Origin of the sequence: Spirosoma lacussanchae (assembly GCF_005870035.1) — a bacterium.
In the GTDB taxonomy this organism is placed as follows: Bacteria; Bacteroidota; Bacteroidia; order Cytophagales; family Spirosomataceae; genus Spirosoma; species Spirosoma lacussanchae.
Genome location: NZ_SWJG01000002.1, coordinates 161,358 through 186,517, shown reverse-complemented (window position 1 = coordinate 186,517; position 25,160 = coordinate 161,358). Strand labels below are relative to the sequence as shown.

The 25,160-nt window shown below is 55.4% G+C and carries 18 protein-coding genes; 11 read left to right on the top strand and 7 right to left on the bottom strand.

The annotated features are described in order from the left end of the window. From FBR45_RS11205 to FBR45_RS11185, 5 genes are read right to left on the bottom strand one after another with little or no spacing between them, the layout of a single operon-like run. Positions 1–603: a riboflavin synthase gene (locus FBR45_RS11205; protein ID WP_138502314.1), complete on the bottom strand. Its 603-nt coding sequence runs from the start codon at positions 601–603 to the stop codon at positions 1–3. A gap of 5 nt (positions 604–608) precedes the next feature. Continuing rightward, positions 609–1,373 (bottom strand): class I SAM-dependent DNA methyltransferase, encoded by a 765-nt coding sequence (locus FBR45_RS11200; RefSeq protein WP_138502312.1) that lies wholly within the window; start codon positions 1,371–1,373, stop codon positions 609–611. Beyond that, positions 1,370–2,359, bottom strand: coding sequence for a glycosyltransferase family 2 protein (locus tag FBR45_RS11195; protein WP_138502310.1), 990 nt, complete (start codon positions 2,357–2,359; stop codon positions 1,370–1,372). The genes FBR45_RS11200 and FBR45_RS11195 overlap by 4 nt, the downstream gene beginning before the upstream one ends. Before the next feature lie 32 nt (positions 2,360–2,391). Further along, entirely contained in the window at positions 2,392–3,483 is a 1,092-nt protein-coding gene (locus FBR45_RS11190; protein WP_138502308.1) for a DegT/DnrJ/EryC1/StrS family aminotransferase, read from the bottom strand. Further along, on the bottom strand, positions 3,480–3,887 hold the full coding sequence (locus FBR45_RS11185; RefSeq protein ID WP_138502306.1) for a sugar 3,4-ketoisomerase: 408 nt from the start codon (positions 3,885–3,887) through the stop codon (positions 3,480–3,482). The genes FBR45_RS11190 and FBR45_RS11185 overlap by 4 nt, the downstream gene beginning before the upstream one ends. 190 nt (positions 3,888–4,077) lie before the next feature. Here FBR45_RS11185 and FBR45_RS11180 point away from each other — a divergent pair, with 190 nt between their 5' ends. The 8 genes from FBR45_RS11180 to FBR45_RS11145 all read left to right on the top strand — a co-directional run bounded on the left by FBR45_RS11180 (position 4,078) and on the right by FBR45_RS11145 (position 12,949). Further along, a complete protein-coding gene (locus FBR45_RS11180) occupies positions 4,078–4,725 on the top strand; it encodes a DUF1684 domain-containing protein (protein ID WP_138502304.1) in 648 nt (215 codons plus the stop codon). Positions 4,726–4,822: 97 nt separating this feature from the next. Further along, positions 4,823–7,273 (top strand): phenylalanine--tRNA ligase subunit beta, encoded by a 2,451-nt coding sequence (pheT, locus tag FBR45_RS11175; RefSeq protein WP_138502302.1) that lies wholly within the window; start codon positions 4,823–4,825, stop codon positions 7,271–7,273. Positions 7,274–7,311: 38 nt separating this feature from the next. Continuing rightward, positions 7,312–7,656: a hypothetical protein gene (locus FBR45_RS11170; RefSeq protein WP_246082204.1), complete on the top strand. Its 345-nt coding sequence runs from the start codon at positions 7,312–7,314 to the stop codon at positions 7,654–7,656. Between the two features lie 48 nt (positions 7,657–7,704). Then, positions 7,705–7,992: a cell division protein ZapA gene (locus tag FBR45_RS11165; RefSeq protein ID WP_077921733.1), complete on the top strand. Its 288-nt coding sequence runs from the start codon at positions 7,705–7,707 to the stop codon at positions 7,990–7,992. Between the two features lie 105 nt (positions 7,993–8,097). After that, a complete protein-coding gene (gene rny / locus FBR45_RS11160) occupies positions 8,098–9,711 on the top strand; it encodes a ribonuclease Y (protein WP_138502300.1) in 1,614 nt (537 codons plus the stop codon). Positions 9,712–9,820: 109 nt separating this feature from the next. Beyond that, positions 9,821–10,474 carry a DUF4230 domain-containing protein gene (locus tag FBR45_RS11155; protein WP_138502298.1) on the top strand — a complete coding sequence of 218 codons (654 nt, stop codon included), beginning with the start codon at positions 9,821–9,823 and terminating at the stop codon, positions 10,472–10,474. 52 nt (positions 10,475–10,526) lie between these two features. After that, a complete protein-coding gene (locus tag FBR45_RS11150; RefSeq protein WP_138502296.1) occupies positions 10,527–12,491 on the top strand; it encodes a M1 family aminopeptidase in 1,965 nt (654 codons plus the stop codon). 14 nt (positions 12,492–12,505) lie between these two features. After that, on the top strand, positions 12,506–12,949 hold the full coding sequence (locus FBR45_RS11145) for a VOC family protein (RefSeq protein ID WP_129603804.1): 444 nt from the start codon (positions 12,506–12,508) through the stop codon (positions 12,947–12,949). Positions 12,950–12,995: 46 nt separating this feature from the next. Here FBR45_RS11145 and FBR45_RS11140 read toward each other — a convergent pair whose 3' ends face one another. Continuing rightward, a complete protein-coding gene (locus tag FBR45_RS11140; RefSeq protein ID WP_138502294.1) occupies positions 12,996–16,373 on the bottom strand; it encodes a T9SS type A sorting domain-containing protein in 3,378 nt (1,125 codons plus the stop codon). Between the two features lie 323 nt (positions 16,374–16,696). Here FBR45_RS11140 and FBR45_RS11135 point away from each other — a divergent pair, with 323 nt between their 5' ends. Both FBR45_RS11135 and FBR45_RS11130 read left to right on the top strand, forming a co-directional pair. Beyond that, positions 16,697–18,325, top strand: a complete 1,629-nt coding sequence (locus FBR45_RS11135; protein WP_138502292.1) for a sensor histidine kinase — start codon at positions 16,697–16,699, stop codon at positions 18,323–18,325. Between the two features lie 132 nt (positions 18,326–18,457). Continuing rightward, entirely contained in the window at positions 18,458–19,666 is a 1,209-nt protein-coding gene (locus FBR45_RS11130) for a glycosyltransferase family 1 protein (protein WP_138502290.1), read from the top strand. Positions 19,667–19,708: 42 nt separating this feature from the next. Here FBR45_RS11130 and FBR45_RS11125 read toward each other — a convergent pair whose 3' ends face one another. Continuing rightward, positions 19,709–21,343 carry an NFACT RNA binding domain-containing protein gene (locus FBR45_RS11125; RefSeq protein WP_138502288.1) on the bottom strand — a complete coding sequence of 545 codons (1,635 nt, stop codon included), beginning with the start codon at positions 21,341–21,343 and terminating at the stop codon, positions 19,709–19,711. A 490-nt stretch (positions 21,344–21,833) separates the two neighbouring features. Between FBR45_RS11125 and FBR45_RS11120 the strand changes: the two genes are divergently transcribed. Next, entirely contained in the window at positions 21,834–25,112 is a 3,279-nt protein-coding gene (locus FBR45_RS11120) for a SusC/RagA family TonB-linked outer membrane protein (RefSeq protein WP_138502286.1), read from the top strand. The last annotated feature ends 48 nt before the right edge of the window (positions 25,113–25,160 follow it).

Here is a 25,160-nt window from a genome sequence, read left to right as displayed (position 1 = left end):
TCAGACCGGCTGCCGGTAACCGGTCAGCATTTTTTTAATGTACTTCCCCACAATATCGAACTCCAGATTAACCACATCACCGGGTTTCAGATCCCGGAACGTAGTGTGCTCGTAGGTGTATGGGATGATGGTTACCCGAAATCGGTCGGCTTCCGAATTGAAAACGGTTAAACTGACTCCGTTGATACATATCGATCCTTTTTCGACCGTTACGTTGTCGGCCACGCCGGGATCGTACTGAAAATCATACAGCCAGCTGCCGCTCAGGTCCTGCACGCTGGTGCAAATGCCGGTCTGATCGACATGGCCCTGTACGATATGACCGTCGAACCGGCCATTGGCGGGCATACACCGCTCCAGATTAACGCGGTTGCCCACGTCCAGCCCCCCCAGATTTGATTTGCGCAGCGTTTCATCGACCGCCGTAACGCTGTATCGGCCGTCGGCCACGCTCGTGACCGTCAGGCATACGCCATTATGGCTAACGCTCTGATCGATCGTCAGTTCGGAAGCCAGTGATGACTCGATGTGAAAGGTAATATTGGTGCCTTCGAAGACACGTTCGGCGACAAGGCCCGTCGTTTCAACAATTCCAGTGAACATGATTCTTATGTAGGATCGCTCACTGAAAACAGCGAACTGCCAAAGGGGGTTCGGCTAATCAGTTTTTGTTCGGTATGGGCAACCCGATAGAGCGTCTCGTTAACCAGGTTACCGGGCAGATACACGTCGGAGGTGGGTTCGTCCGGGCTGCGCCACCCCAGTCGGAGCTGTAGCCGCTGCCATTGTCTGACCAGCAGGATCAGGGGCGATAGCAGCAGGCTCCAGTAGGTTGTATACCGGAGTCGCAGGCCGGCCATCGGGAATAACCGCTCCAGATCGGCCCGAACAAACCGGCGTGTGCTGCCCACGGCCAGGTCGTGCTGCCCCCGAAACACGTCGAACGCATTATTATTGCTGATCAGCACCCCACCCGGCCGCAACCGACGACGCAACTCGGTAAGCAGCCGAACCAGCGCCGGATCGTCGAAGTAACAGAATACATCGTTACAAACGATAGCATCATAAGTCTGATCGGGCGCGTAGCCCGCCAAATCGTTCAGATCGAGCAAGGATGCGTTTAGCCCGCGCTCGTGGCAAAACGCCACCGCATCGGCCGAGCCGTCGACCCCCCGCAAGTCGGTATACCCCTGCCGACGCAGGAAATCGAGCATACCGCCCGTGCCGCAGCCAGCATCCAAAATAACCATGTCCCGGCGGCTACCGAACTGCTGACGCAGGGTACGGCCAACGGATTCGTGCAGAATGCGGTACCACCACAACTGCTGCTCGATCCGGAACATCTTTTCATACTCTTCTGAGCGACCAATCATAGGTAAAGCAGACAGTGGAAAAAGAGAAAAGGCAACAGCGCCAGCAGGGATGAGCGCGACGCGGGCGCGTCATCTGTCTGCGCTTTTTTCTCGACATAGGGCGGCAGGCCACTGTAAGCCATGAATAACTTACCAACGTATTCGCCCAGTACGCCCAGGCATAAGAGAAGCAGGCCCAGACCGGTACCCATCGCCCAGCCCACTACGCCCCAGCCCTGCAGCTGCAGCAATCCCAGCGCCCAGCCCAGCCCGCTCCCAGCCCCGATCAGCAGCCCCAGTCCGAACAGCGCAGCCCCCAGCATCGTAAATCCCCGGATGGGCCAGAGTGAATAGCCGATGAACACGTTCAGAAACAACCCGATCAGCTTGCGAACCGTGTAGTTGGAGCGCCCCTCTGCGCGGGCATTGTGCGGCACAACCACGCTGCCTACATGTCGGGTTACCCGGAATATCAGCCCATCGATGTACGGATACGGGCCACGGTACCGAATAATTTCATCGACCACTTCGCGCCGAATCAGCTTAAAGCTCGACAGGTACAGATCCCGGGGTTTACCGAGCGAGTAGGTAGTCAGTGTGTTCACCAGCCAGCTTCCCCAGTTTCGGAACCAGTGGTGTTTTTTCTGATCATACCGGCTATACACCACATCGTACTGACCGGCTTCGGCCGTCTCCAGCAGGGTCAGGATCGTTTCGGGCGGATTCTGAAAATCATCGTCGATGATAACTATGTACTGTCCCCGGGCATGGTTGAGCCCACAAAGCACGGCGTTGAACTCCCCAAAGTTTCGACGCAGCGAAATAAACTGTACCTGAGGATGGGCTTCGGCCAGTTGCTGACAAACCGCTTCGGACCGATCCACACTACCGTCGTTGACCAGTACTACTTCGTAGGGCCAGGCGGCCAGACAGTCGTGCAGACGGGCAATCAGCGGTCCAATGGTTCGCTCGCTGTTGTAGACCGGAATAACCACGGAAAGATGCATAAGCCAGTAAGTACAAGGGAAACGGGTTCCTGTTACCCTTGCTGTTTGTTAATAACGTCGACAATATAGGAAACGTCGGCTTCGGTCATGGCCGGGTTGAGAGGCAGGCTTATCACCTCCCGATGCAACCGCTCGGAGATCGGCAGCGACCGATGCGACTCCGACGCATACGCCCCCTGCTGATGCGGTGGGATCGGATAATGGACGTCGGTTCCTATGCCGTGCGCGTTCAGATACGCCCGCAGGTCATCACGACGGGGGTGCCTGATCACGAACAGATGCCACACGTCCTGATCGATCTGGTCGGCCGGGGGCAGCGTTACGGCCGGGTTGGTGATGCCAGCCAGATACAGCCGCGCCAGCGCCCGGCGACAGTCATTATCGGCGTCGAGTCCCGGGAGTTTGGCTGATAACACGGCCGCCTGCAACTCGTCGAGCCGACTGTTGTGGCCGATCATATCGTTGACATACTTCTTCGCCGAGCCGTAGTTCCGCAGCGCCCGCAGCCGGTCGGCCAGTTCATCGTCATTGGTGGTTATTGCGCCGGCATCGCCCAAAGCGCCCAGGTTCTTGCTCGGGTAGAAACTCCAGCCAGCCGCATCGCCCAGATTGCCCGCTCGTTGGCCCCTGTCGAGCGCCCCGTGGGCCTGGGCAGCATCTTCCAGTACCTTCAGTCCATACTGAGCCGCCAGTGTTCTGAGGGCCGACATGTTGCAGCACCGACCATACAGATGAACGGGGAGAATAGCCCGGGTTTGGGGGGTTATCAACGGCTTTACAGCCGCCGGATCGAGGAGGCAGGTAGCCGGATCGGGTTCAGCCCAAACCGGCACCAGCCCGGCCAGCGTCACGCTCAGCACCGATGCGATGTAGGCGTTGGCCGGTACGATGACCTCACTACCCGGCGGGAAATCCCAGGCTTTCAGTACCAGCGTAAGTGCATCCAGTCCATTACCAACTCCTATACAATGCCGGGTACCGCAGTAAGCGGCAAAGGCCTGCTCGAACCGGCCTACTTCGCGTCCCAGAATGTACCAGCCCGACAACAAAACTCGTTCAGTAGCTTCGCGCAGGGCTGGTTGATAGGGTTTGTTGATGCGTTCTAAATCCAGAAACGGGATCATTCCGACTCAGCCAGCACCGACTGCGTAACGTTCAGATTGTCGGCATACGGTTCGTATATATAGTCATCTTTATCGTACCGTTGGTTAGAGACCACCAGCAGGATGGCATTGTCGGTGAACTCGTCCATGGTGTGCCAGTCTTCCGGATGCAGCACCAGACACTGCCGGGGGTCATTCAATGTAAAGTACTGTTCCTCCTGACCGTTGTTGGTATAGATCCGGCAACTGCCACTCACACAGATCAGGGCATTCCAGGCCAGATGATGCCGGTGTCCGGCCCGGGCGTGTTGACCAGCCTGATAAATGTAAAAGACCCGTTCTATGGTACCAGGTATAATTCCCTCAAAAACGGTTAGATTACCTTTGTCAGATGCAAAGGTTTTGAGTTCGTACAATTGGGGCATTTTGTAATGTTTTAGTTTATTGGGCCATGATACGTTTCATCAGGACCAGAAGGTTATGCTGACTTTCAAAGGTTAAATATATTAAAAACGGATTAAAACCATGATAAGTCAATAAGAAGTCAGCAGGGACTGTGGTATCCATTTCTTAATAGTAACAGACAAACATCTTAAATTATCAAATTTTTAGTTTATGAAAACTACTCAGTTGCTGTGGATAGGACTTTGCTTTTTGGGAGCAATACTACTCTATCTGGCTTTGTCAGACAACGGCACGGGCGTAAACTCGTCTTATTCATCGGCCACAGTTGATCCGGTTTTGTACAAAAAGGAAGTAGAATCCGACAGAACCAAGAAAAACGAATACATGCGTACCAACGCGGAGTCGCCTATTTCGGACAAAACAAAGTTTACGGGATTGTTATATTTTCCGCCCGACCCGGCGTATCGCGTGCAGGCCCGGCTCGAACCATTTGCCGATAAAACCCAAAAAATTATCGTACGGATGAGTGATGGCAGCGAGGAAGTCTACAGCAAGTACGCCCATGCGGTCTTCAGCCTACAGGACGAAGCCTGCCGACTGCTGATCGTTCAGGCCACCGATGGTACGTATTCAATCCTGTTCCGCGATGCCACCTCCAGTAAGGAAACCTACGGCGGTGGGCGCTATCTCGATCTTGAAGCCGACGCCCTGACCGGCACCCAGACCGTAATCGACTTCAATACGGCTTATAACCCATACTGCGCCTATAACCCTAGTTACGCCTGCCCTATTCCGCCCGCCGAGAATACCCTATCCGTGGCCGTAAAGGCCGGAGAGCGGTATCAGGAACACGACTAAGCCCGCCATACTCTTCTGCTTTTTTTGCCAACTGCCTACTGCCCACTGCGTACAGGCAGTTATCTTTGCACCATTTTTAGCCTGAATTTGTCCCTCCATGGAAGTTTCCTATAAATGGCTGCAAGCGTACATTGACTTGCCCGAATCGCCCGAAGAAGTTGGCAAACGACTGACGGCTACGGGTTTAGAAGTAGAGGGCATTGAGACTATCAATGCCATACCGGGTGGCCTTACCGGGGTAGTCATTGGCCAGGTACTGACCTGTACCAAACACCCCGACGCCGATAAGCTCAACCTCACAACAGTCGATGTGGGCGCGGCCGAGCCGTTACCTATCGTATGCGGAGCGCCCAACGTAGCCGCGGGTCAGAAAGTGGTGGTAGCTCTGGTGGGAACCACTCTGTACCCCCGCTCGGCAGACGGTAGCCCGGCAGAACCCTTTCAGATCAAGAAGGCCAAAATTCGGGGAGCCGTCTCCGAAGGCATGATCTGCGCTGAGGATGAGATCGGGCTGGGTCAGTCGCATGCCGGCATTATGGTGCTCGACACCGATTTGCCGAACGGTACGCCAGCGGCCCGGTATTTTAACCTCGAAGCCGACTACCAGATTGCCATCGGCCTGACGCCCAACCGGATCGATGCAGCCTCCCATTTTGGCGTAGCGCGCGACCTGAAAGCGGCCCTCAACCGGCCGCTTCGCCTGCCGTCTGTCGATGCCTTTACAGTGCATAGCACCGACTTCACCCTCGACGTACGGGTAGAGGATACCGAGGCCTGCCCGCGCTATACGGGACTGACAATAAGCGGTCTTACCGTTCAGGAGTCGCCCCAGTGGTTGAAGCAGCGGCTAATTGCTATCGGCCTGAAGCCGATCAACAACATTGTCGACATCACCAATTTCGTCTGCCACGACCTTGGCCAGCCCCTGCATGCCTTCGATGCCGACCAGATTGCAGGCAACCAGGTTGTGGTCAAAACGTTACCCGAAGGCACATCCTTCGTTACCCTCGACGGGGTTGAGCGTAAGCTGTCGGCCACCGATCTGATGATCTGTGATGCCGAGAAACCTATGTGCATTGCGGGTGTATTTGGCGGTCAGCAGTCGGGTGTCACCAGTCAGACTACCCGTATCTTCCTCGAATCGGCGTATTTCTCCCCTACGTCGGTGCGCAAAACGGCCCAGTACCACGGGCTGAAAACGGATGCTTCGTTTCGGTTTGAGCGGGGTACCGACCCCAACATGCCGGTATTCGCGCTGCAGCGGGCCGCGCTGCTGATTCAGGAAGTAGCCGGTCCGGACGCCCGGGTCACGTCAGCCATTACCGATCTGTATCCGTCGCCGATCGACCCCTTCCGGGTGCTGGTTCGGTACCGGAACATTGACCGGCTCATCGGTATCCGCATCGACCACACAGAGATTCACCGGATTCTGAACGCGCTCGACATCACGGCCGATGAGCAGACCAGCGAGAGCTTCGTAGCGGTTGTGCCACCCTATCGCGTCGACGTCACCCGCGAAGCCGATGTTATCGAAGAGATCCTGCGCATTTACGGCCTGGATAACGTACCGCTGTCGCCGGTGCTGGCCGCCGACTCGCTTTCGGAGTTTCCTAAAACCGACCCCGACCAGTGGCAGAACCGGATTGGGCAGCTCCTGGCGGCCAACGGTTTTTATGAGATACTGACCCTGTCGCTCACCCGGCCCGCTTACCATGACGCCATCCGCCAGACACTACCCGGCGCTGACGTAACCCTGCTCAACCCCCTGAGCGATGATCTGTCGGTGATGCGGCAAACGCTGTTGTTCTCGGCCCTCGAAACGCTCGTCTACAACATCAACCGTCGGCAACGCGATCTGAAAACATTCGAGTTTGGCAAGGTCTATCACAAAGCCACCGCCGACGACGGCAGCGTGAAATACGTTGAACGGATGCGGCTGAGCCTGGCGCTGGTCGGTAACCAGCAGGCCGAGAGCTGGCGCCAGAAGAACCAGCCCGTCGAGTACCACGATCTGGCAACGGCTGTACAGCGGGTTCTTAACCTGTTCCGGGTCAAATCGGTCGATACCCAGCCGGCCGACCCGACCTTGTTTCAGTACGGGCTAACTTACCTGGTCAATAAAAAGCCGCTGGTTAGTCTGGGATTGGTACAGCCTAAACTTACGAAGCTGGTCGACCTGAAGCAGCCGGTTTTCTACGCCGACTTTGACTGGAGCGCCCTGCTGAAGCTGGCGGGCAGCAAGACCCGCTACGAGGAGGTATCCCGGTTTCCGGAAGTTCGGCGCGACCTCTCGCTGGTGATCGACAAGGCCGTTACGTTCGAGCAGATCAGCCGACTGGCGAGTCAGACCGAGCGGAAGTTGCTGCGGTCGCTCAACGTGTTCGACACCTACGAGGGGGCTAACCTGGGGGCTGACAAGAAATCGTACTCCGTTAGTTTTATTCTACAGGACGCTACCCAGACCTTAACTGACGGCGCCATTGATAAAACGATGCAACGGCTTATAACCGCTTTTGAGCGGGATCTGGGTGCCGTTATCCGGAAATAAAAGCAACGTAGTCGCTTCCTTCACGCCTAACCCCTGCAATGACCGTGGCCAGTGAGCATCAGATCATCGCCCTCGTTGAACAACTGACTCATAAGGTTCAGTTGCTGAAGGGTTTACTGGATAATGGCAAGCAGGAAATTAAGCGACTGGAGCAGGAAAATATAACGCTGAACGAGCGCCTTAAGGAGCAACAATCGCTCGTTAAAGAGTTACAGAAAAAACAAGTTAATTCTGAAAAAAAGACGCCAAAGTCAAAAGATTTTGGTAAACTTGTACAAAACAATCTGTCTGGAACAGATACGAATGCCGCGTTAAAAAAGCAGCTCGACGAGTATATCCGGGAATTAGATCGGTGTATTGCTCATTTGAGTAGTTTGTCATAAACCCAAATTAGCTCCGGGGTTTTGGCCCCGCCTGAGCCGACCGCAGCGATGGAAGAATTGCCAGTTCGCGTAAAAATAGCCGACCGAACCTACAAGCTGTTTGTAGAGCCGGAGTCGGAAGCTATCGTGCGCGAAGCCGCCAAGCTGATTCAGGAAGAACTGAAACAATACCGGGAAATGGGCATCAATGAAACTCAGGACGCCCTGGCTAGGATCGCCTTCGATTGCTTAGTGACTAAGCTCAGAGGAGAACGACATATGCAACGCTTACAGCAAATGGTATTTGACAAAATAACTCAATTAGATCAGGTCGTTACACCGGCCATAACAACATAAAGAAGACCAGCGGGCTACCCCACCCCAAACGCCGAGTTAAGATTGAAGGCACTCGTATCGGGACAGGTTGATGGTTATTTGTTCAACCCTAACGATATCAGTCCAATGAACACAACAAACTGGCTAATGCTCTTTCTTGACAATATTGTCATGATCGGCATTGGCATATACGTGGGCCGCAAGCTCTTGTCCCGCGTGTCATCAAAACGTCAGAAAGAAGCAGAAGATCAGGCTGTCATTATCCTGAAAAATGCAGAAGCTCAGGCCGAAACGATTAAGAAAGATCGCATACTGGAGGCCAAGGAAAAGTACCTGAAATTAAAAGCCGAATTTGAGGAGACGACCAATCAGAAACGAAATATACTTCAGCAGAACGAGAACAAACTCAAGCAACGCGAGCAGCAGCTCAACCAGCAGGCCGAACAGCAACGCACCCGCGATGGCGAGCTGAACCAGCAGCGTAACGAGTTAAACCAACAGAAGAACAGCCTTCAGCAGCAAATCGATGCGCTCAACCGCCGTCGGGAAGAGGTAGACCGCCGGCAGCAGGAAGCCGACCGGATGCTGGCCGACCAGGTAGCCCAGCTCGAAAAAATAGCCGGTCTCTCGGCCGACCAGGCGCGGGAGCAACTGATCGATACCCTCAAGGCCGAAGCCGAAACCCGGGCAAGCTCCTATATCAAAAACATCGTTGAAGAAGCAAAACTGACGGCTACCAAAGAAGCCAAAAAGGTAGTCATCGAAACCATTCAGCGCACCGCTACCGAACACGCTATCGAGAACTGCGTATCGGTCTTCAACATCGAATCTGACGACGTAAAAGGTAAGGTAATCGGTCGGGAAGGCCGTAACATCCGCGCGCTCGAAGCCGCTACCGGCGTCGAAATCATCGTAGACGACACCCCCGAAGCCATTATTATCTCGGGGTTTGACCCGGTTCGTCGCGAAATTGCCCGCCTGAGCCTTCACCGGCTCGTGCAGGACGGCCGGATTCACCCCGCCCGTATCGAAGAGATCGTGGCCAAAACCCGCAAGAACATCGAAGATGAAATTGTGGAGATCGGCGAACGAACCGTTATCGACCTCGGCATTCATGGCCTGCACCCCGAACTGATCAAGATGGTAGGGCGCATGCGTTTCCGGTCGTCGTACGGCCAGAACCTGCTTCAGCACAGCCGCGAAGTAGCCAAGCTCTGCGCTACGATGGCCGCCGAACTGGGCCTGAACGCCAAACTGGCCAAACGGGCCGGTCTGCTCCACGACATTGGTAAAGTCTGGCCCGAAGAAGCCGAACTGCCCCACGCGATCCTGGGCATGGAGCTGGCCAAGAAATACAAGGAGAACCCGGAGGTAATCAACGCCATTGGGGCTCACCACGACGAGATCGAAATGACGAGCATGATCTCTCCCATCGTGCAGGTGTGTGATGCGGTTTCTGGATCGCGTCCGGGCGCCCGTCGCGAGATGATGGAGTCGTACATCAAACGGTTAAAGGAACTGGAAGAGCTGGCTGGCAACTTCCCCGGCGTTACTAAATGCTACGCCATTCAGGCCGGGCGCGAGTTGCGGATCATGGTCGATGCCGACCATGTATCGGACGAGCGCGCGGGGGTACTGAGTTACGAAATTTCGCAGAAGATCGAAAAGGAAATGCAGTACCCGGGTCAGATCAAAGTAACGGTCATTCGCGAAATGCGGGCCGTAGCCTACGCCAAGTAAGATACCCTTCGTGAATACTGTCTGATGGACAGTGAGTAATGAGAGCCACCAGCCTCATTATTTACTGTCCATTATTCATTATCCATTTTTCCGTTTACATTTAGGCCGTATGGATTTTCTGACAACGGTTCTTTTGCTGCTCGTTGGAGCAGGCGGAGGGGTAGCGCTGGCCAACGCCCTCCGTACCCGCGCTGGCATTACCGATATCCAGCGTGATTCGGTGCTCCTGCTGGAACGCATCGAAAAAGTATGTAAGGTCGTTATGGCCGAGGGGTATTTCTCGGAGATCTACAATTATCAGGATCAAAAGAAAATCCTGTATCTGCTGAACGACCCCAAGAAAGCCATGATCATCGCCAAGTCGAAGGTACTGGTTGGGTTCGATTTTGCGAAAGTACGCTTCCGCCTGCCCGAAACCGGCGAGAAAAAGCTCGTCATCGAATCCTTCCCGGAACCGGAGGTCCTGTCCATCGATACCGATTATAAGTTCTACGACATTCAGGCCGGTTATCTGAATCATTTCAACAGCGCCGATTACACCAAGATCCTCGACGATGCCAAGCAGGCCATGAACGAGCGGGCTATGCAGAGCGACCTGCCCAAGATTGCCAACAATCAGATTCAGTACATGATGTACCAGCTGGCCTCATCGATGGGGTGGCAGCTTCAGCTGCCCGAAGCCGATCAGCGCCGGCTGGATGCGCTGAAAGCCAGGGCCGAAGAACCCGCACCCACACACAAACAACTACCCGGCGGCTCATAACTTTCTGCCGTTGCCGTCGTTGTTGTGCTGTATCTGCTCAATAAACGGTTCTATGCGCGTCCTTTACCTGTTTATTCTACTCCCTTTTCTGGCAATGGGCCAGATTCCCGAAGAGGCCTCCTGCCAGGCGGGCAAGGTGCGTTACTTTGGGCGGTTGGCCACCAACGCCCGGGCGCGGGTCGCTTACCCGGGCGACGCCACCATCGATATTACCTATTACGGTCTCGACCTGCGCCTGACCCATACGCCCAATTACCTGCGCGGGTCCGCTACCATCCGGCTCAAAAGCACCGCTGCCAGCCTGAATCAGTTTTTTCTGGACATCAAACCCCAGCTCACCGTCGATTCGGTGACCAGCGCGGGCCGTCGGCTCAGCTTTACGCGATCTACGGATCGGGTCACCATCACGAGTCCGCAACCCCTTAGTCTGGGGCAGGCGCTTAGCCTTACCGTATACTATCAGGGCAACCCCGCCAGCCAGAGCGGGTTCGGCAGTTTTGCCTTTTCGGCCCACGGCCCCAACAACGCGCCCGTTATCTGGAGTCTGAGCGAGCCCTACGGTGCCAGCGACTGGTTCCCCTGCAAAGATACGCCCGCCGACAAAGCAGACTCCTCGGCCGTCAGCATCACCGCCGACAAGCGATTTGTTTCGGTATCGAACGGCCTCCTGCTCGGCACCACCGACAACCCCGACAGCACCCGCACCTACCGCTGGCGCAACAGCTACCCCATCGCCCAGTACCTGATTTCACTGGCCATGACCGACTATACGCGCTACGACACGCCCTTTACCTATCAGGGGCAGACCTTGCCCGTTACGCATTACATCTACCCGGAAACCCTGCCCAGCATCCGAACCAACCTTGACCGGACCACCGATATGTTGCGCGTGTTTTCGGAACTGTTCGGCCCTTATCCGTTCCTGCGGGAGAAATATGGGCATGCCCAGTTCGGCTGGGGGGGCGGCATGGAGCATCAGACCCTTTCATCGATGGGGGCCTGGAGTACCAGCATTATTGCCCACGAACTGGCTCACCAGTGGTTTGGCGACAAGATCACCTGTCGCGACTGGCAAAGTATCTGGCTGAACGAAGGCTTTGCCTCCTACGCCGAAGCCCTTTATGCCGAAGCCAGCGGTGGGCGCAGTTCGTACACCACGGCGATGAACAACTTCCTGCGCGGTGCCCGCAACGCCCGGGGAAGCCTCTATGTCCAGGATATTTCATCGGTGGACAATATTTTCGACGGCAACCGAACGTATTCGAAAGGAGCCACCGTTCTGCACATGCTTCGGTGGGTCCTGGGCGACGATCGTTTTTTTCGCACGCTCCGTGCGTATGCAGCCGCCCCTAACCTGGCGTATAACACGGCCGTAACAGAAGATTTTCAGGCAATAGCCCAGCAGGTTTCGGGACAGAATCTGGATTATTTCTTCAGGCAGTGGATTTTTGGCGAAGGCTACCCCACCTACCGCGCTACGGTCAGTGCGGGCACCTCCGCCAGCACCATAACCGTACGGCTGGAGCAGCGCAACACCACCGCCACCAACCCCGCTTCGTTTACCATGCCGGTACAGATGCGCATTCAGTCGGCCGCGGGCGATACTACGGTTACGGTATTGAACGACCGGGCCGACCAGACCTATACGCTGCCTACCCGTGGGGCGGTTACAGGTGTGGTTGTAGACCCCGATAACTGGCTGCTAAAGTCAACGGAGGCCACGGTGCTTCCCAATCTGGTTACGGCCCTTCCGGAACCGGCTATTTCGGACCTGCGCGTTTACCCCAACCCTACCTCCGAATTGCTCACCGTCGATTTTGCCACCTCGGTTGCCGGGCCGGTTACGTTATCCCTGACAAACCTGCTCGGCCAGCTTGTACGGACCACGCCAACCGAGCGGTTACCGTCGGGCGTTCATAGCCGGGCCATTGGCGTACGGGGCCTGTCGGCGGGGTCGTATACGATTCAGATAACCACCGAAGCGGGTAGCCAGAGCCGGGTAGTTCTGATTCGTTAAGCGCTTTCCTGACTATGAAAAAGCTGTTGTTTATTTTTCTGATTACGACCGGTACCGTACTCGGTCAGGATAAGCTTGGGATTAGCCGGTTCAATCACCTGGCGCTGCATGTGAAAGACATTCCGGCCAGTGCCACGTTTTATCGGGAGGTGCTGGGCCTGAAACCGGTGCCTGTTCCGGACAACCTGAAAGCTACCCGGGCCTGGTTCGATTTGGGCAACGGTCAGATGATTCACCTGCTCGACGGCCGCACCGAAACCATCACCCACGATCGGAACGGTAGCCACTTCGCCCTGTTTGTCGATAACATTGGTCAGTCCGAAGCTTTTCTGAAGGCCAAAAACATAACCTACCACCGGCAGGTCCGCTTCGACGGCGTGGTTCAGCTTTACTTTGCCGACCCGGACGGCTACCTGTTCGAACTGAACGAAGGCAAAAAACCAACAACGGGCTACTAATACAAACAAAGGGGATGCTGATGAGTCAGCATCCCCTTCTCGTGCTTTACTTCTTCACCAGCTTTCTGGTATAAACCCTGCCGCCGGCTTCGATCCGGACTATGTAAACCCCCGATGGCCAGGCCGACAGATCAATGTCGGCGTTAACAGCCGAGAGCAGGCGGGTGTCGTTCCATTGGTGAATGGTCCGGCCCTGCTGATCAACAATAGCACCGCTGACCAACGTCGGACGGGGTAGTGTCAGGGTGAGCCGGGTTGGCCCGTCGGATGGGTTGGGCATCACGAACAGACCGGCGTCTGACTGACCAAATTCCAGTGCCGGGAGTCGGCCCGCCCCAGCCCGCAGCGTTGTACTCAGCGTGATTCGGCAGTTTTCCGGTGTACCCGACCCAACCGTAACTGAATAGACCCCAGCCTGAGTAGCTGTCAGGGAGCGCCCGGCTACGCCGGTCACTACAGCCCCGTCTTTAGCCCAGGCATAGGTCGGATACTGGTAATTGGCGCTGGTAGCAGTGAGCGTCACTGACTGGCCCGCCGTTATCGCCGAACTGCTGGCCGCCAGAGTGGCCATCGGTGCCGGATACACCGGAATAAGCACATCGTCGGAGAGTACCTTGCGCCCGTCGGCATCGGTAATTTCGGCAGTGTAGGATGTATAGTCCGGGTTCACTACCGCCGTTTGGGAGGTAACAGCAGTGTAGGTCGGATTCAGCCCCGACAGCGTCGACACTACCTGCCCGCGTACCAGCCACCGAACCGTGTAGGGCGCTTTGCCACCGGTTACTGTAGTGGACAGAGAGACCGGGCTACCCGCACAGACTCCTTTTCGATCATAGACCGAGCTGGCATCGGCGTTAAACCCCACCGCAGCGGCATCGACCGTCAGCGTAGAAACGGCCGTGCTGGTTGCATAGTCGGTCACTTTCAGGCTGTAGGTTCCCAGCTCGCTGTCTTTAATACTGACATTGCTCAGCTCGATACCTTTACCGGCCGCGTACACCTGCCCGCCCGGAATTGGTTTCACCGCGCCGTCGGGAGCGGTATACTCCCATACGCTGTTGTAGTAAGGGGTCGTGCCGTTAACGTTGAACGGATAGCCACCCGATACGGTAGCCACCAGATAGGCTCCTCCCCCGCTGAAAGGAGAACTCCGGCGCTGTATCTGTACTTTGGGCAGGTCGTTATACACCTGAAAGGTGCTGTTGGCAGAGCATCCGTCGGCCACGCCCCGCAGGCTGAGCTGGTAGATGCCCGGCTGCCGTACCCGTATCGAATCGACCAGACCCGACTGAAGTACGACCGTACTATCGCGCACCCACTGGAGCGTATGGTAATAGATTTGGCTGATATCGCCCCGGTAGCCAGTGGTGCTGGCCTGCCGTTTCAGGGTCATGAGACTATCCTTACCGGGCGCCAGTACGATAACCCGACTGTTCCAGTTGTTAAGCCGGTCGCGGCTGGTGGTGGTCGGGAAAGCCGTAATCAGGCATTGGCGGGGTGACGCAGCCGCATCAATGGCCAGCAGGTTATCGCCATTGTATCGCTTCCCGATCTGAATGCCGTTAATGGTACCCAGCACACTGCTCACGAACTCATTGTTGACCTGAACGGAGGTTATTTCTCCATAATTTCGAACGTCGGCCAGCCGCCGGATGCTATCGGTTGGGGCCGACGTAAGTTTCAGGATCGTTCCACCCAGCCCGTACAGCGTCCCATTGCGCGACACTACCGTACCTACCCCACCCGGGTAATTATTGATCTGACCAACCCGCACAGTGCCTGCCGCGGTGCTGTCCAGCTGCCAGACGTCGACCTTATACCCGATCACCTTGCGGTCTTTATCGTAGTTTGAGACATAACCGACGCCGAACAGTCCCGCATCGGTCGGGTATATGGCCGGACCAAAATCGTAAGCCCCTACCGACTTGATAACCTGTTTGGTACGTCCATCGGTCAGCCATACCGTATAAGGGTCTTTGGTTCCCTTACGGCTTACGATCATCCACTTGCCGCCCGTACCAGCGCCCTTCCCGTCGGGCCTGAGGGACTGGACTGACCACTGCGAAAGATTATCGTCCAGTACCTGCAGCGCTCCGGTACGATTGTCGAGCGCCGAAATAGTATATCGGTTGAACGGACCACCGGTAGAGTCGGCCGTTTGCGTAATAATAAGCTTACTGGCAGGGCCTTCGTAGAAGGTATAGAACCGTTCGTCACCTTTGGTATAACCCTGGGCAGACAGCTGATTAAATTCATAGCGCTTCACCAACCGGATGCTGTCCGTAGCCGGATCGGCCCGCCAGATCTCGTAATAGCCTTTACCGGTGGCGGGTGAGTTGGGCAGGTCATACACAAGAAACAGGGCCTGTCTATCAGTTGTATTCATCGCGTAGGCATACTGGCTACGGCTTCCACTGGTCGGCCGGGGCAATACCATTTGCCGCAGTACGTTCGGCTTACCGGCCCCATTGGTGCGGAAAATAGTAAAACTACTCTGCTTCGTATCGCTTTTGTACGTGTTGTAGATAACCCCCCGGGCGCTGGCTGACACCAGATCCGGATATTCAGTACTGCCGGTAATCAACGGTACAGTAGCCGCCGTTCCGTTATCCTGAAGCAGCGAGTAGTAGGGCCTTCCCTTGTCATAGATAGACGACAGCGTATAGATCTGGTTGTTCTGCACCAGCGTTTCATTCAGGCTGTTGGCCCGGTACTTAACAGCCTGATAGTTTATTTCGCGGGTGCCGGCTGCGGTACCGTCGGTTTCCCAGGCTACATTATTGACACTGTTGGAAGAAAACAGCAGCTTGTTCTGATTGGCCGTAAATCGACCGCTAAAGAAACCACTGCCCGTACTCCCTCCATTGACGCCCCCCAGATAGCCCCCGTTTCCGACCAGAATATCGTACTGGCTGCCGGTGCTGATCGGCCCGGGAATCAGATCGACCACCAGGCGGGTGCCTGCCTCGGTACCATCTGACCGCCAGAGTTCAACCCCACTCACGCCGTCGTCGGCCCAGAAGTAAAGTATATTGTTGAGTACAAATGGACGGAAGGCTCTCAGGCTGTTCTTCAGCTTGGTCAGGCTGATATCGTAGCGTCCTGCCGTGCTGTTGTAGTCGGCATAGTAGTAAAAGGTTGAGTCCGAGATAAACGCACTCGACTTACCCGCCCGGATATCTTTTACGAGTTGGGTACCGGCAGTAGTCCCATTGGTTCGCCAAAGTTCGTATCCGGTTTTGCCGTCGTCGGCCAGGTAATAGATAAACCCGTTGACGGATACGGCGCCCTGAAACGGCACAATGACGTCGGCTTTCGTCATCAGCGAATCGACCCGCTGTGCGTGGGCCCATGCGATAGCCAGCCAAACAAAAGCCGCTGTGAGCAGCAAACAACGTCGTGTACGTTGGTATAGGTTTTCCATAAAAGCTTGGTATAGATAGAATGAATACCGGCGTGAGTCACCGCGATTCTCGGCTTAATATACACACAAGCAAAGAACTGTACGGTAGCCAATTACGCCTGACTTTCGATTAATTTACCAGACGGCTATCTACCCTCCGTTCAATAAAAAAAGCGTAATCAATCCCCATTCGTCACGCCCTGCGACCGTTTTCTTACATGGACTGCTTTGTTGATTGTACGGTCGGTAGCGGTTGTTTATCTTTAAGAAGAAAATTATACGAAATCAGTAAAACTAGTAGTTGTGCTGATACGTACCTCTCTTGACGACCAACCGTAACCTTCATGACTCAATCAATCTTTACCTCTAAAACGGCCCTGCCCGATCTGCCCGATGCCCGCGGCTTCGATCGCTCTACTCCCGACGAAAAAGCGGATATCTGGCAGCAGGTGCTCAATCATTCTGTAGAAGGACTGGTTGGTCTGGTGGCGGTCCGGAGTGGCGATTCAGATCAGGGAGCCATTGTTAACTTTCGCTACAAATTCATTAACCAGATTGCCCTGCGCGATACGTTCCGGCGTCATCCTGAGCAACTTCACGACATCACGGGGCGGCTGCTAACCGACTTTTTCCCCTCCATTCGCGATACGGCTCTCTTTCATACCTACGTTCAAGTCATCGAGACCGGCAAACCGCAACGGGTTGAGCAACATTATAACGTAGACCACCGCGACATCTGGGTCATTCAGTCGGTAGCTCCCTTCGGGCAGGATGGGGTTATGCTTTCGTATTCCGAAACCAGCGATCTTCACCAGGCGGCCCGGCGCCTGTCACGCCAGACCAACCTGCTCAATGGCGTGCTGAACTCGTCGCCCCATGGCATCGTGGTGTTTGAAACCATTCGCGATGGCCTCGGTCAGCTAACGGGCTTTCACATTACGCTGGTCAATCAGATGTTCGAGCTGCAGACCGGTCGTACCAGCAGTTACTTTGTCGGGCTTTCGCTCAATGACATATACCCCATCGGCCCGGGGCGGGTCGAGCAGCTGAAACGGCTGCTGGAAACCGGCCAGCCGATTCATTTCGATGAGTTCATTCCGGCGCTCGGCCGCTGGTTCAACCTCACCCTAACCCGGCTGAACGACGGATTTGTAGCTACAGTTCAGGACATTACGACCGAAAAGCAGGTTCAGCAGCAACTCGAAGAAACCGTCCAGGAGCTTCACCGATCAAACCGAAATCTGGAGCAGTTTGCGTACGTTGCCAGCCACGACCTACAGGAACCACTCCGGAAAATCGTTGCGTTTGGCGATGTGCTGAACAGCCAGTTTGCCAGCCAGATGAGCGAGCCAGCCAGCGATTTGATTCGGCGGATGCAGCGTTCAGCTGGCCGGATGCGTTCGCTGGTACAGGACCTGCTGACCTATGCCCGCCTGTCGGGGAGCCGCGACACGTTCGGGCTGGTTGACCTCAACCAGCTGCTGGCTTCGGTCATGGATGACCTCGAAATAACCATTCAGGAACGAAACACCCGGGTAGACATCGGCATGCTGCCGGCGGTCTGGGGCGACGCGGCTCTGCTCTGGCAGTTGTTTCAGAACCTGATGAGTAACGCGCTGAAGTTTCAGAAGCCCGGTCAGCATCTCAGCGGACCGTTGCCTCACGTACGGGTACAGGGTCGGGTTGCCACAGATACTGAGTTGCCCGCCGGGCTGTCCGCTACAGATGTGTCGCAGTCGGGTCGGCGGTATGCCATCATTGAAGTGATCGATAACGGCATTGGATTTGACGAGCGCTACCTTGACCGTATTTTTACCATTTTTCAGCGCCTGCACGGTAATCTGCACTTTGGCGGTACGGGGGTGGGTCTGGCCATCTGCAAAAAAGTTATCGATCTGCACGGGGGCACCATCACCGCCTTAAGCCGTGAGGGTGAAGGGGCCACGTTTGTGCTGTATTTACCTATGCAGTAACCTCTTCATTCCATTCCATCACTATTCGTGGCGTGGCCCCAACATTTTGGGTGTAGCCGGGTTCATAATATACGCTCGTACAACACACTTGTGCGCACATCGGGCTGTATCCCCAATCCTCTACAAACGTTTATGGAAGTAATTAACTCAGCGTCCTCATCACGTGAAATAAGCCCCAAGCACAACCAACCGGTTAACTCACTTCAGTCGCCTGTTCTGCCCGAAACCGGCGATGTCCGCGATCTGGTTTGCTTTTCACATTTGCGGTGGAACTTCGTATACCAGCGCCCGCAGCATCTACTCAGCCGGGCCACCCAGCATTACCGGGTTTGGTTTATTGAAGAGCCAATTTATGATAACGGCGGTCTGCGCATGAGCGTATGCCAGCAGGATGACCGGCTCCACGTGCTGGTGCCGCACCTGCCCCACGGAACTACCCCCGCCGATGCGCTCCGTTTGCAACGGCAGCTGGTTGATCAGTTCCTGGCCGACGAACGCATTGCCGACTTCATTGCCTGGTATTACACGCCCATGGCCCTGCTGTTCAGCGATCACCTTCAGCCACAGCTGACTGTATACGACTGCATGGACGAACTGTCGGCTTTCTGGGGCGCTCCCCCTCAGCTGCTTGAGCAGGAAAAGCGGCTTTTGCAGCGGGCGGGCGTTGTCTTTACCGGCGGCTACAGCCTGTACGAAGCCAAGCAGCATCGGCACCCGAAGGTGTTTGCGTTTCCGAGCAGTATTGATTTCTCGCATTTTTCAACGGCGCGTCAGAATCAGACCGACCCGGCCGATCAGCAGGCTATTCCTCATCCGCGCATCGGATTCAGCGGAGTCATTGACGAACGGTTCGACTATGAACTGATCGGCGAGGTGGCCCGTCGTCGGCCCGACTGGCATTTTGTCCTGATTGGACCGGTCGTAAAAATCGATCCGGCCCTGCTGCCTAAAAGTGACAATGTTCACTACCTGGGCATGAAAGCCTATAAAGAATTGCCGACCTATTTCAGCAACTGGGACGTAGCCATGCTGCCCTTCGCGCTGAATGAATCGACCCGGTATATTAGCCCTACGAAAACGCCCGAGTACCTGGCGGCTGGCCTGCCGGTGGTGTCTACCCCCATCCGCGATGTTGTCCGAACGTACGGCACCGAAGATTTTGTCCTGATTGCTGAGTCGGCCGATGCCTTTGAACAGGCTATCGAGCTGGCCCTGGCGGGCAAACATCCCGGCGACTGGTCGGCTATCGACACCTTCCTGATCGAGAACTCCTGGAACCGGACCTGGAACGATATGCACCGGCTCATGGTCGCCGAAATGAACGTAGCGGTAGAACAGTAAATTGGGTCGTGGGGCAGTGGTTGACCAGCCGCTGCCCCACGATTAACCCCTCGGTTCAACCAGCACCACGTCTTCTTTTTCGACAACAACCTGCCCTTCGGCCAGTCCTTTGGGTTTTCTGACGTACTTTTTCGGCGTTACAATAACCGGACACAGGCTATCGGTCCGGCGTTTTGAATACCAGGCGGCCAGCTCGGCCGCCCGTTCGATGACCGTTTTCGGAAAGGGTTTCCCGGCCCGGTACTTGATCAGCACGTGCGAGCCCGATACATCCCGGGCGTGGAGCCACAGGTCGTCTTTATACGAGAATTTCTGGGTGAGCAGATCGTTGTTTTTGGCATTGCGGCCAATCAAGATTCGAAACCCTTCTACCATAACTTCCTTAAAGAGCGGAGCCGCTTCGTCGTCGACGGCACCCGTTTCCGAAGCCATCAGGTGATGCTGCTTGATAAAGCGACGCAATTCTTTCAGCGTTCTGATGTCGGTCAGCGTCTGTTTGTACTGATCGATCCGAACCAGCTCGGCCTCCCGATCGGCCACCTGCCCCGTCAGGTGTTCTTCCTCTATTTTCTCATTTTTAGCTTTCCGGTAGAAATTTTCGGCGTTCTTCTGCGGGCTCAGGTCGGGCTTGAGTTTAAGCGTAACCGGCTGGTCGCGGTAAAAATCGTATAAGGTTATCCGTTCGGGCGACCGGCCGCCCTGCCCCTCCGGAATGTCATGCAGATTGGCCATCAGGATATGCCCCATTTCCTCGTGCGACACACCTTCCTCGCGCGCAATGAGTCGCTGCATGGTAGCCTCAATCTGCGCAGCGGCCCGGCGCCGTCGTTTGTCCAGCAGCCGCAGCAACTCGGCTTTCTCCCGCTCAAAGGTGTTAAGTCCGTTATAGGCAATAAAAAACCGATTGGCGGCTTCGATCGGATTGTCGAAGACCCGCACGGGAACCTCCGGGTCCGACCCGTTGATGGGCAGTAAACTCAAGGCCGGTTTGTAGTTGAACCGGGTCAGGTAGTAGTGTGGCTCGCTCAGTTCCCGTACCGTTTCCTGAACCAGCGCCCACAGGCGGTCGGGCTCCGTGGCGCTCTCGATCCCCAACCGCTGCTGCTGTTGACCGATGTAGTCATTGACCACCTTGCCAAACGTAGGAAACAACTTACGATACTCATACCCCGCCCGCTCAAATGCTTCGTACGACTGATCGATAGGTCGGTCCATAGCACTGAGCAGCAACTGGTTATCGGTAGCCAGGTTCTGATTAAACAGATCGACCACCTCGTTTCCCTGAAAAGCCAGCAGGTTGGGGCGGTTACCAAAAAATTTGAACAGCAGGGTGAAGTCATCTTCGAGCCGGATGGCCAGGCAGCGTTCGTTAAGAAACGATGTCACGGCTACCACTGCCCGCCCGGCGCCTTCCTCACCCACCAGCGACTCGAACAGGTTGACGCTGTTGGTACGGGCCCGCTGTACTGTTTCGGGAAAGAGCAGTCCCGAAAAGTCGGGGCGGAGCGTTGCCTTGATGAAGAACGGCTTGTAGTAGTTGATCTTACCCCGCGCCTGCGCAAACACCAGTACCAGTTCATCACGATCCTGGCTGAAGCATTCCATGAATTTCAGCCCCATCAAGTGCGGCTCGAGCGCAGGCGCAAGCTGACGCAGAAAATAATAGTTTGTATGCATTACTGTGTGAAGATACAGGATAGGTGTACAAGCCTATCCGATAACCTACCGTTTGCCCTCATTTTATCGCTATTTCTGCGGGCTGTCGTATATACACTTATAAAGCCAGACGTTTCTCCTTGATACATACCTAATTCGCAGGCCATCACCGGTTTTTCGCATCCAATTTTCTCATCCCGTATACATCGACCGAGTACGCCTGGCTAAGTGTCTCAAAAAAGTCCAATAAATGCTTCTGTAAGTAAACAAGCAGTCTGGCGATAGCGCCTGCCGACATTAATTTTTTTTTCTTTTTTCATCACGAATCACAATTATACACTAAATACCTGGTTTTTGTAGGTATATATACTTAGAAATTGTACTCTAACAAGTTAGATAGCGTCAAATTTCTATTTTTATGGCTTTGCAATATGATTTAACAGATATAATATTTGTGAGATTTACAGCCCAACCAAATTAATCACACAAATAATCCAATCTCGTTAACCTCATGAAGACAAGGCTACTCAGGTTTTTACAGCCTGCACTCCTGAGCGCATTTATGCTGCTCTGCGTTCTGAGCGTGCAAGCTCAGGACCGTCGGCTTACCGGCGTAATCACTAGTGCAGAAGGTGCTGTACCTGGTGTCAATGTGGTGCTGAAAGGTACGCAAACCGGTACCGCTACCGACGCTGAAGGCAAGTTCTCGATCAATGTTCAGGGGTCTAATCCAGTACTGGTCGTTTCGGCCATTGGGTACAAAACCCAGGAAGTCCCCGTAGGCAATCAGAGTACCATCAATATCACCCTGGCCGAAGACGCTACGGCCCTCCAGGAAGTGGTCGTAACGGGTTACTCGACCGAAAACCGTCGTGACGTAACCGGTGCCGTTTCAACGGTAAAGCCTGCCCAGCTGCGGGTTGTTCCGTCGACCAACGTCGAGCAGCAGTTACAGGGCCGCGTGGCCGGGGTAACCGTTATCACCAACGGACAGCCGGGAACGAGCAGCCAGATTCGGGTGCGGGGCTTCGGCTCGTTCGGTGGTAACCAGCCGCTTTATGTGGTGGATGGCGTACCTACCCAGACCGCGCAGTTCATCGCTCCTGACGACATCGAAACCACAACCGTGCTGAAAGATGCGGCCTCGGCGTCGATTTACGGGGCCCGGGCCGCTGCCGGCGTTATCGTTCTGACCACCAAGAAAGGACAGCGCCGTGCGCAGAAGCTGAGCGTAAGCTACGACGGGTTGTTCGGCGCTACCGATCCCGGCAAAAGCCTGCCTATCCTGAATCCGCAGGAGCAGGCCGACTGGACCTGGCAGGCGCGTCGGAACGACATTTTTCAGGCCGGTGGCACAGCAGGCCCCAACAGCTTTACGGGTATTGCCAACGGCCAGTACGGATCGGGCCAGACCCCCGTTCTCCCCGACTATCTCCTGGTAGGCAATACGGTAGGCGTGGTTGGCTCGGTTGATCTGGAAGCCGAACGGCTCAAGTACAATACCGACCCCAACAACACCTACCTGGTTATTCCGGCTAATAAAGCAGGCACTGACTGGTACCGGGAAATTACCCGGGTAGCTCCGCTGCAGCGGCATACACTGGGTTTCCAGGGCGGTACCGAATACAGCCGGTATTACCTGAGCCTTGGCGTACAGAATCAGGCGGGTATCATCACCAATAACAACTTCTCGCGCTACACCTTCCGGGCCAATACCGAATTTGACGTTACCAAGAAAATCCGGTTTGGCGAGAACCTGCAGTTTGCCTATGTATCGGCTACTGGCTTACAGGGTGGTACAGGCAGCTCGCTCGGCAACAACACCAACAACAACTCCAGCGTAGCGTCAGACGAAAACGACGTGCTGCTGGCGTTCCGGATGCCTCCCATCATTCCGGTATACAACTCGTTTGGTGGGTATGCTGGTACCAAAGCGCCTGGCTTCAACAACCCGCGCAACCCCGTTGCCAACCGCCAGAGCTCAGCCGACAACCTGAACTATACCTTGTTTGGCTTCGGTAATGCCTACCTCGAGTACGACGTGATTCCGGCGTTGACACTCCGCAGCAGCCTGGGTGGTACGTACTTTGCCAATTACAACAACTTCTACAGCCGCGCCCAGTACGAGAACTCCGAGAACAACACCAACTACACCTACGGCGAAGGCGCCAATACGGGTCTGGCCTGGACGTTCACCAACACGGCTCAGTACAAGAAGACGTTCGGCATCCACGACATCAGCGCGCTGGCCGGCGTCGAAGCCCTGAATACAGGAAGTGGCCGGGGCATCAACGGTACCGGTATCAACCCGTCAACCACGGACCCGAACTACGTGACCCTCAGCACCACAACGCCGGGTTCGTCGCGACTGGTAAACAGCTACTACGGCCTGGGTAACAACTTCTACTCGCTCTTCGGTCAGGTTCGGTACACCTACAACGACAAGTACATTCTGACGGGCGTTGTTCGTCGCGACGGGTCCTCGCAATTTGGTGCCTCGAACCGCTATGGCGTATTCCCGGCCTTCTCGGCCGCCTGGCGTATTTCGTCGGAAGAGTTCCTGAAGAGCATGCCGTGGATATCGGACCTGAAAATCCGGGGTGGCTATGGGCTTATGGGTAACTCCAACTTCCTGAGCTCGACCAACCAGTATAGCCTCTACGCGTCGAACCCCGGCAACGGCTACGACATCAACGGCGGTAACACGGCCATTGCGCCCGGCTTCTACCGGAGCCAGATTGGCAACCCGAATGCCAAATGGGAAACCAGTATCTCGTCGAACATCGGTATCGACGGCGCGTTCTTCAACAACAAACTGGAAGTTGTGCTCGACGTATGGCGGAAAGATACCAAGGATCTGCTGTATCAGCTGGCGCTGCCCGGCGTTGTGGGAACACTGGCCAGCGCTCCGTTCCTGAACCTGGCCGGTATGCGGAACCAGGGTATCGACCTGCTGATCACGAACCGCGGCACTATTTCGGGCGACCTCAGCTATGAGGTTACCGGTATCGGTAGCATCCTGGACAACAAAATTACGGCCATCGACCCGTCGGTTCCTTACTTCACCGGTGGTGGTACCCGTCTGCCGGCGGTAGTGCGGAACCAGCCCGGCCACGCGCTGTCGTCGTTCTATGGATACAAAGTGATTGGCCTGTTCCAAAGCCGCGAAGATGTGTCGGGTTCGCCCACGCAGAGTGGGGCGGCTCCGGGTCGCTTCAAATATGCCGACACCGACGGCAACGGCACCATCGATGATAACGACCGGCAGTTCCTGGGCAGCCCGATTCCGAAGTTTACCGGTAGTATCACCCTGACCCTAAAGTACAGAGGGTTCGACCTGAATACCAACCTGTATGCGTCGCTGGGTAACCAGATCTTTAACAACGCCCGCTGGTTCACCGATTTCTATCCGTCGTTTACGGGAGCCGCCGTTAGTGCGCGGGTGAAAGATTCGTGGACGCCACAGAACACGAACACCACGATCCCCATTTTTGAGTCGGCCTCTAACTTCAGCACCAACACGCAGATCAACTCCTACTACGTGGAGAACGGATCGTACGCCCGGATGCAGTACCTCACGGTTGGCTACACGTTCCCGAACGCGCTGCTCGACCGGATCAACCTGAGCCGCCTGCGGTTGTCGCTGTCGGCTACCAACCTGTTCACCGCTACGAAATACACCGGTCTCGACCCGGCCGTAGGTGGCTCGGCTGATACCAACTTCGGTATCGACGTTGGTAACTACCCGGTTACCCGTGGCTACAACGTTGGACTAAGCTTTGGTTTCTAACCCTAACAGAGTCATGACAGGCGGAATTGGCCCCGCCATACCGCCTGT

Excerpts from the sequence above, each read along its gene's own strand:
- FBR45_RS11125 (WP_138502288.1), bottom strand. The coding sequence starts at position 21,343 with ATGCATACAAACTATTATTTTCTGCGTCAGCTTGCGCCTGCGCTCGAG.
- FBR45_RS11155 (WP_138502298.1), top strand. The coding sequence starts at position 9,821 with ATGGATTTTCTGACAACGGTTCTTTTGCTGCTCGTTGGAGCAGGCGGA.
- FBR45_RS11180 (WP_138502304.1), top strand. The coding sequence starts at position 4,078 with ATGAAAACTACTCAGTTGCTGTGGATAGGACTTTGCTTTTTGGGAGCA.
- FBR45_RS11130 (WP_138502290.1), top strand. The coding sequence starts at position 18,458 with ATGGAAGTAATTAACTCAGCGTCCTCATCACGTGAAATAAGCCCCAAG.
- FBR45_RS11145 (WP_129603804.1), top strand. The coding sequence starts at position 12,506 with ATGAAAAAGCTGTTGTTTATTTTTCTGATTACGACCGGTACCGTACTC.
- pheT (WP_138502302.1), top strand. The coding sequence starts at position 4,823 with ATGGAAGTTTCCTATAAATGGCTGCAAGCGTACATTGACTTGCCCGAA.
- rny (WP_138502300.1), top strand. The coding sequence starts at position 8,098 with ATGAACACAACAAACTGGCTAATGCTCTTTCTTGACAATATTGTCATG.
- FBR45_RS11170 (WP_246082204.1), top strand. The coding sequence starts at position 7,312 with ATGACCGTGGCCAGTGAGCATCAGATCATCGCCCTCGTTGAACAACTG.
- FBR45_RS11205 (WP_138502314.1), bottom strand. The coding sequence starts at position 603 with ATGTTCACTGGAATTGTTGAAACGACGGGCCTTGTCGCCGAACGTGTC.
- FBR45_RS11185 (WP_138502306.1), bottom strand. The coding sequence starts at position 3,887 with ATGCCCCAATTGTACGAACTCAAAACCTTTGCATCTGACAAAGGTAAT.
- FBR45_RS11190 (WP_138502308.1), bottom strand. The coding sequence starts at position 3,483 with ATGATCCCGTTTCTGGATTTAGAACGCATCAACAAACCCTATCAACCA.
- FBR45_RS11195 (WP_138502310.1), bottom strand. The coding sequence starts at position 2,359 with ATGCATCTTTCCGTGGTTATTCCGGTCTACAACAGCGAGCGAACCATT.
- FBR45_RS11165 (WP_077921733.1), top strand. The coding sequence starts at position 7,705 with ATGGAAGAATTGCCAGTTCGCGTAAAAATAGCCGACCGAACCTACAAG.
- FBR45_RS11200 (WP_138502312.1), bottom strand. The coding sequence starts at position 1,373 with ATGATTGGTCGCTCAGAAGAGTATGAAAAGATGTTCCGGATCGAGCAG.
- FBR45_RS11150 (WP_138502296.1), top strand. The coding sequence starts at position 10,527 with ATGCGCGTCCTTTACCTGTTTATTCTACTCCCTTTTCTGGCAATGGGC.
- FBR45_RS11135 (WP_138502292.1), top strand. The coding sequence starts at position 16,697 with ATGACTCAATCAATCTTTACCTCTAAAACGGCCCTGCCCGATCTGCCC.
- FBR45_RS11140 (WP_138502294.1), bottom strand. The coding sequence starts at position 16,373 with ATGGAAAACCTATACCAACGTACACGACGTTGTTTGCTGCTCACAGCG.
- FBR45_RS11120 (WP_138502286.1), top strand. The coding sequence starts at position 21,834 with ATGAAGACAAGGCTACTCAGGTTTTTACAGCCTGCACTCCTGAGCGCA.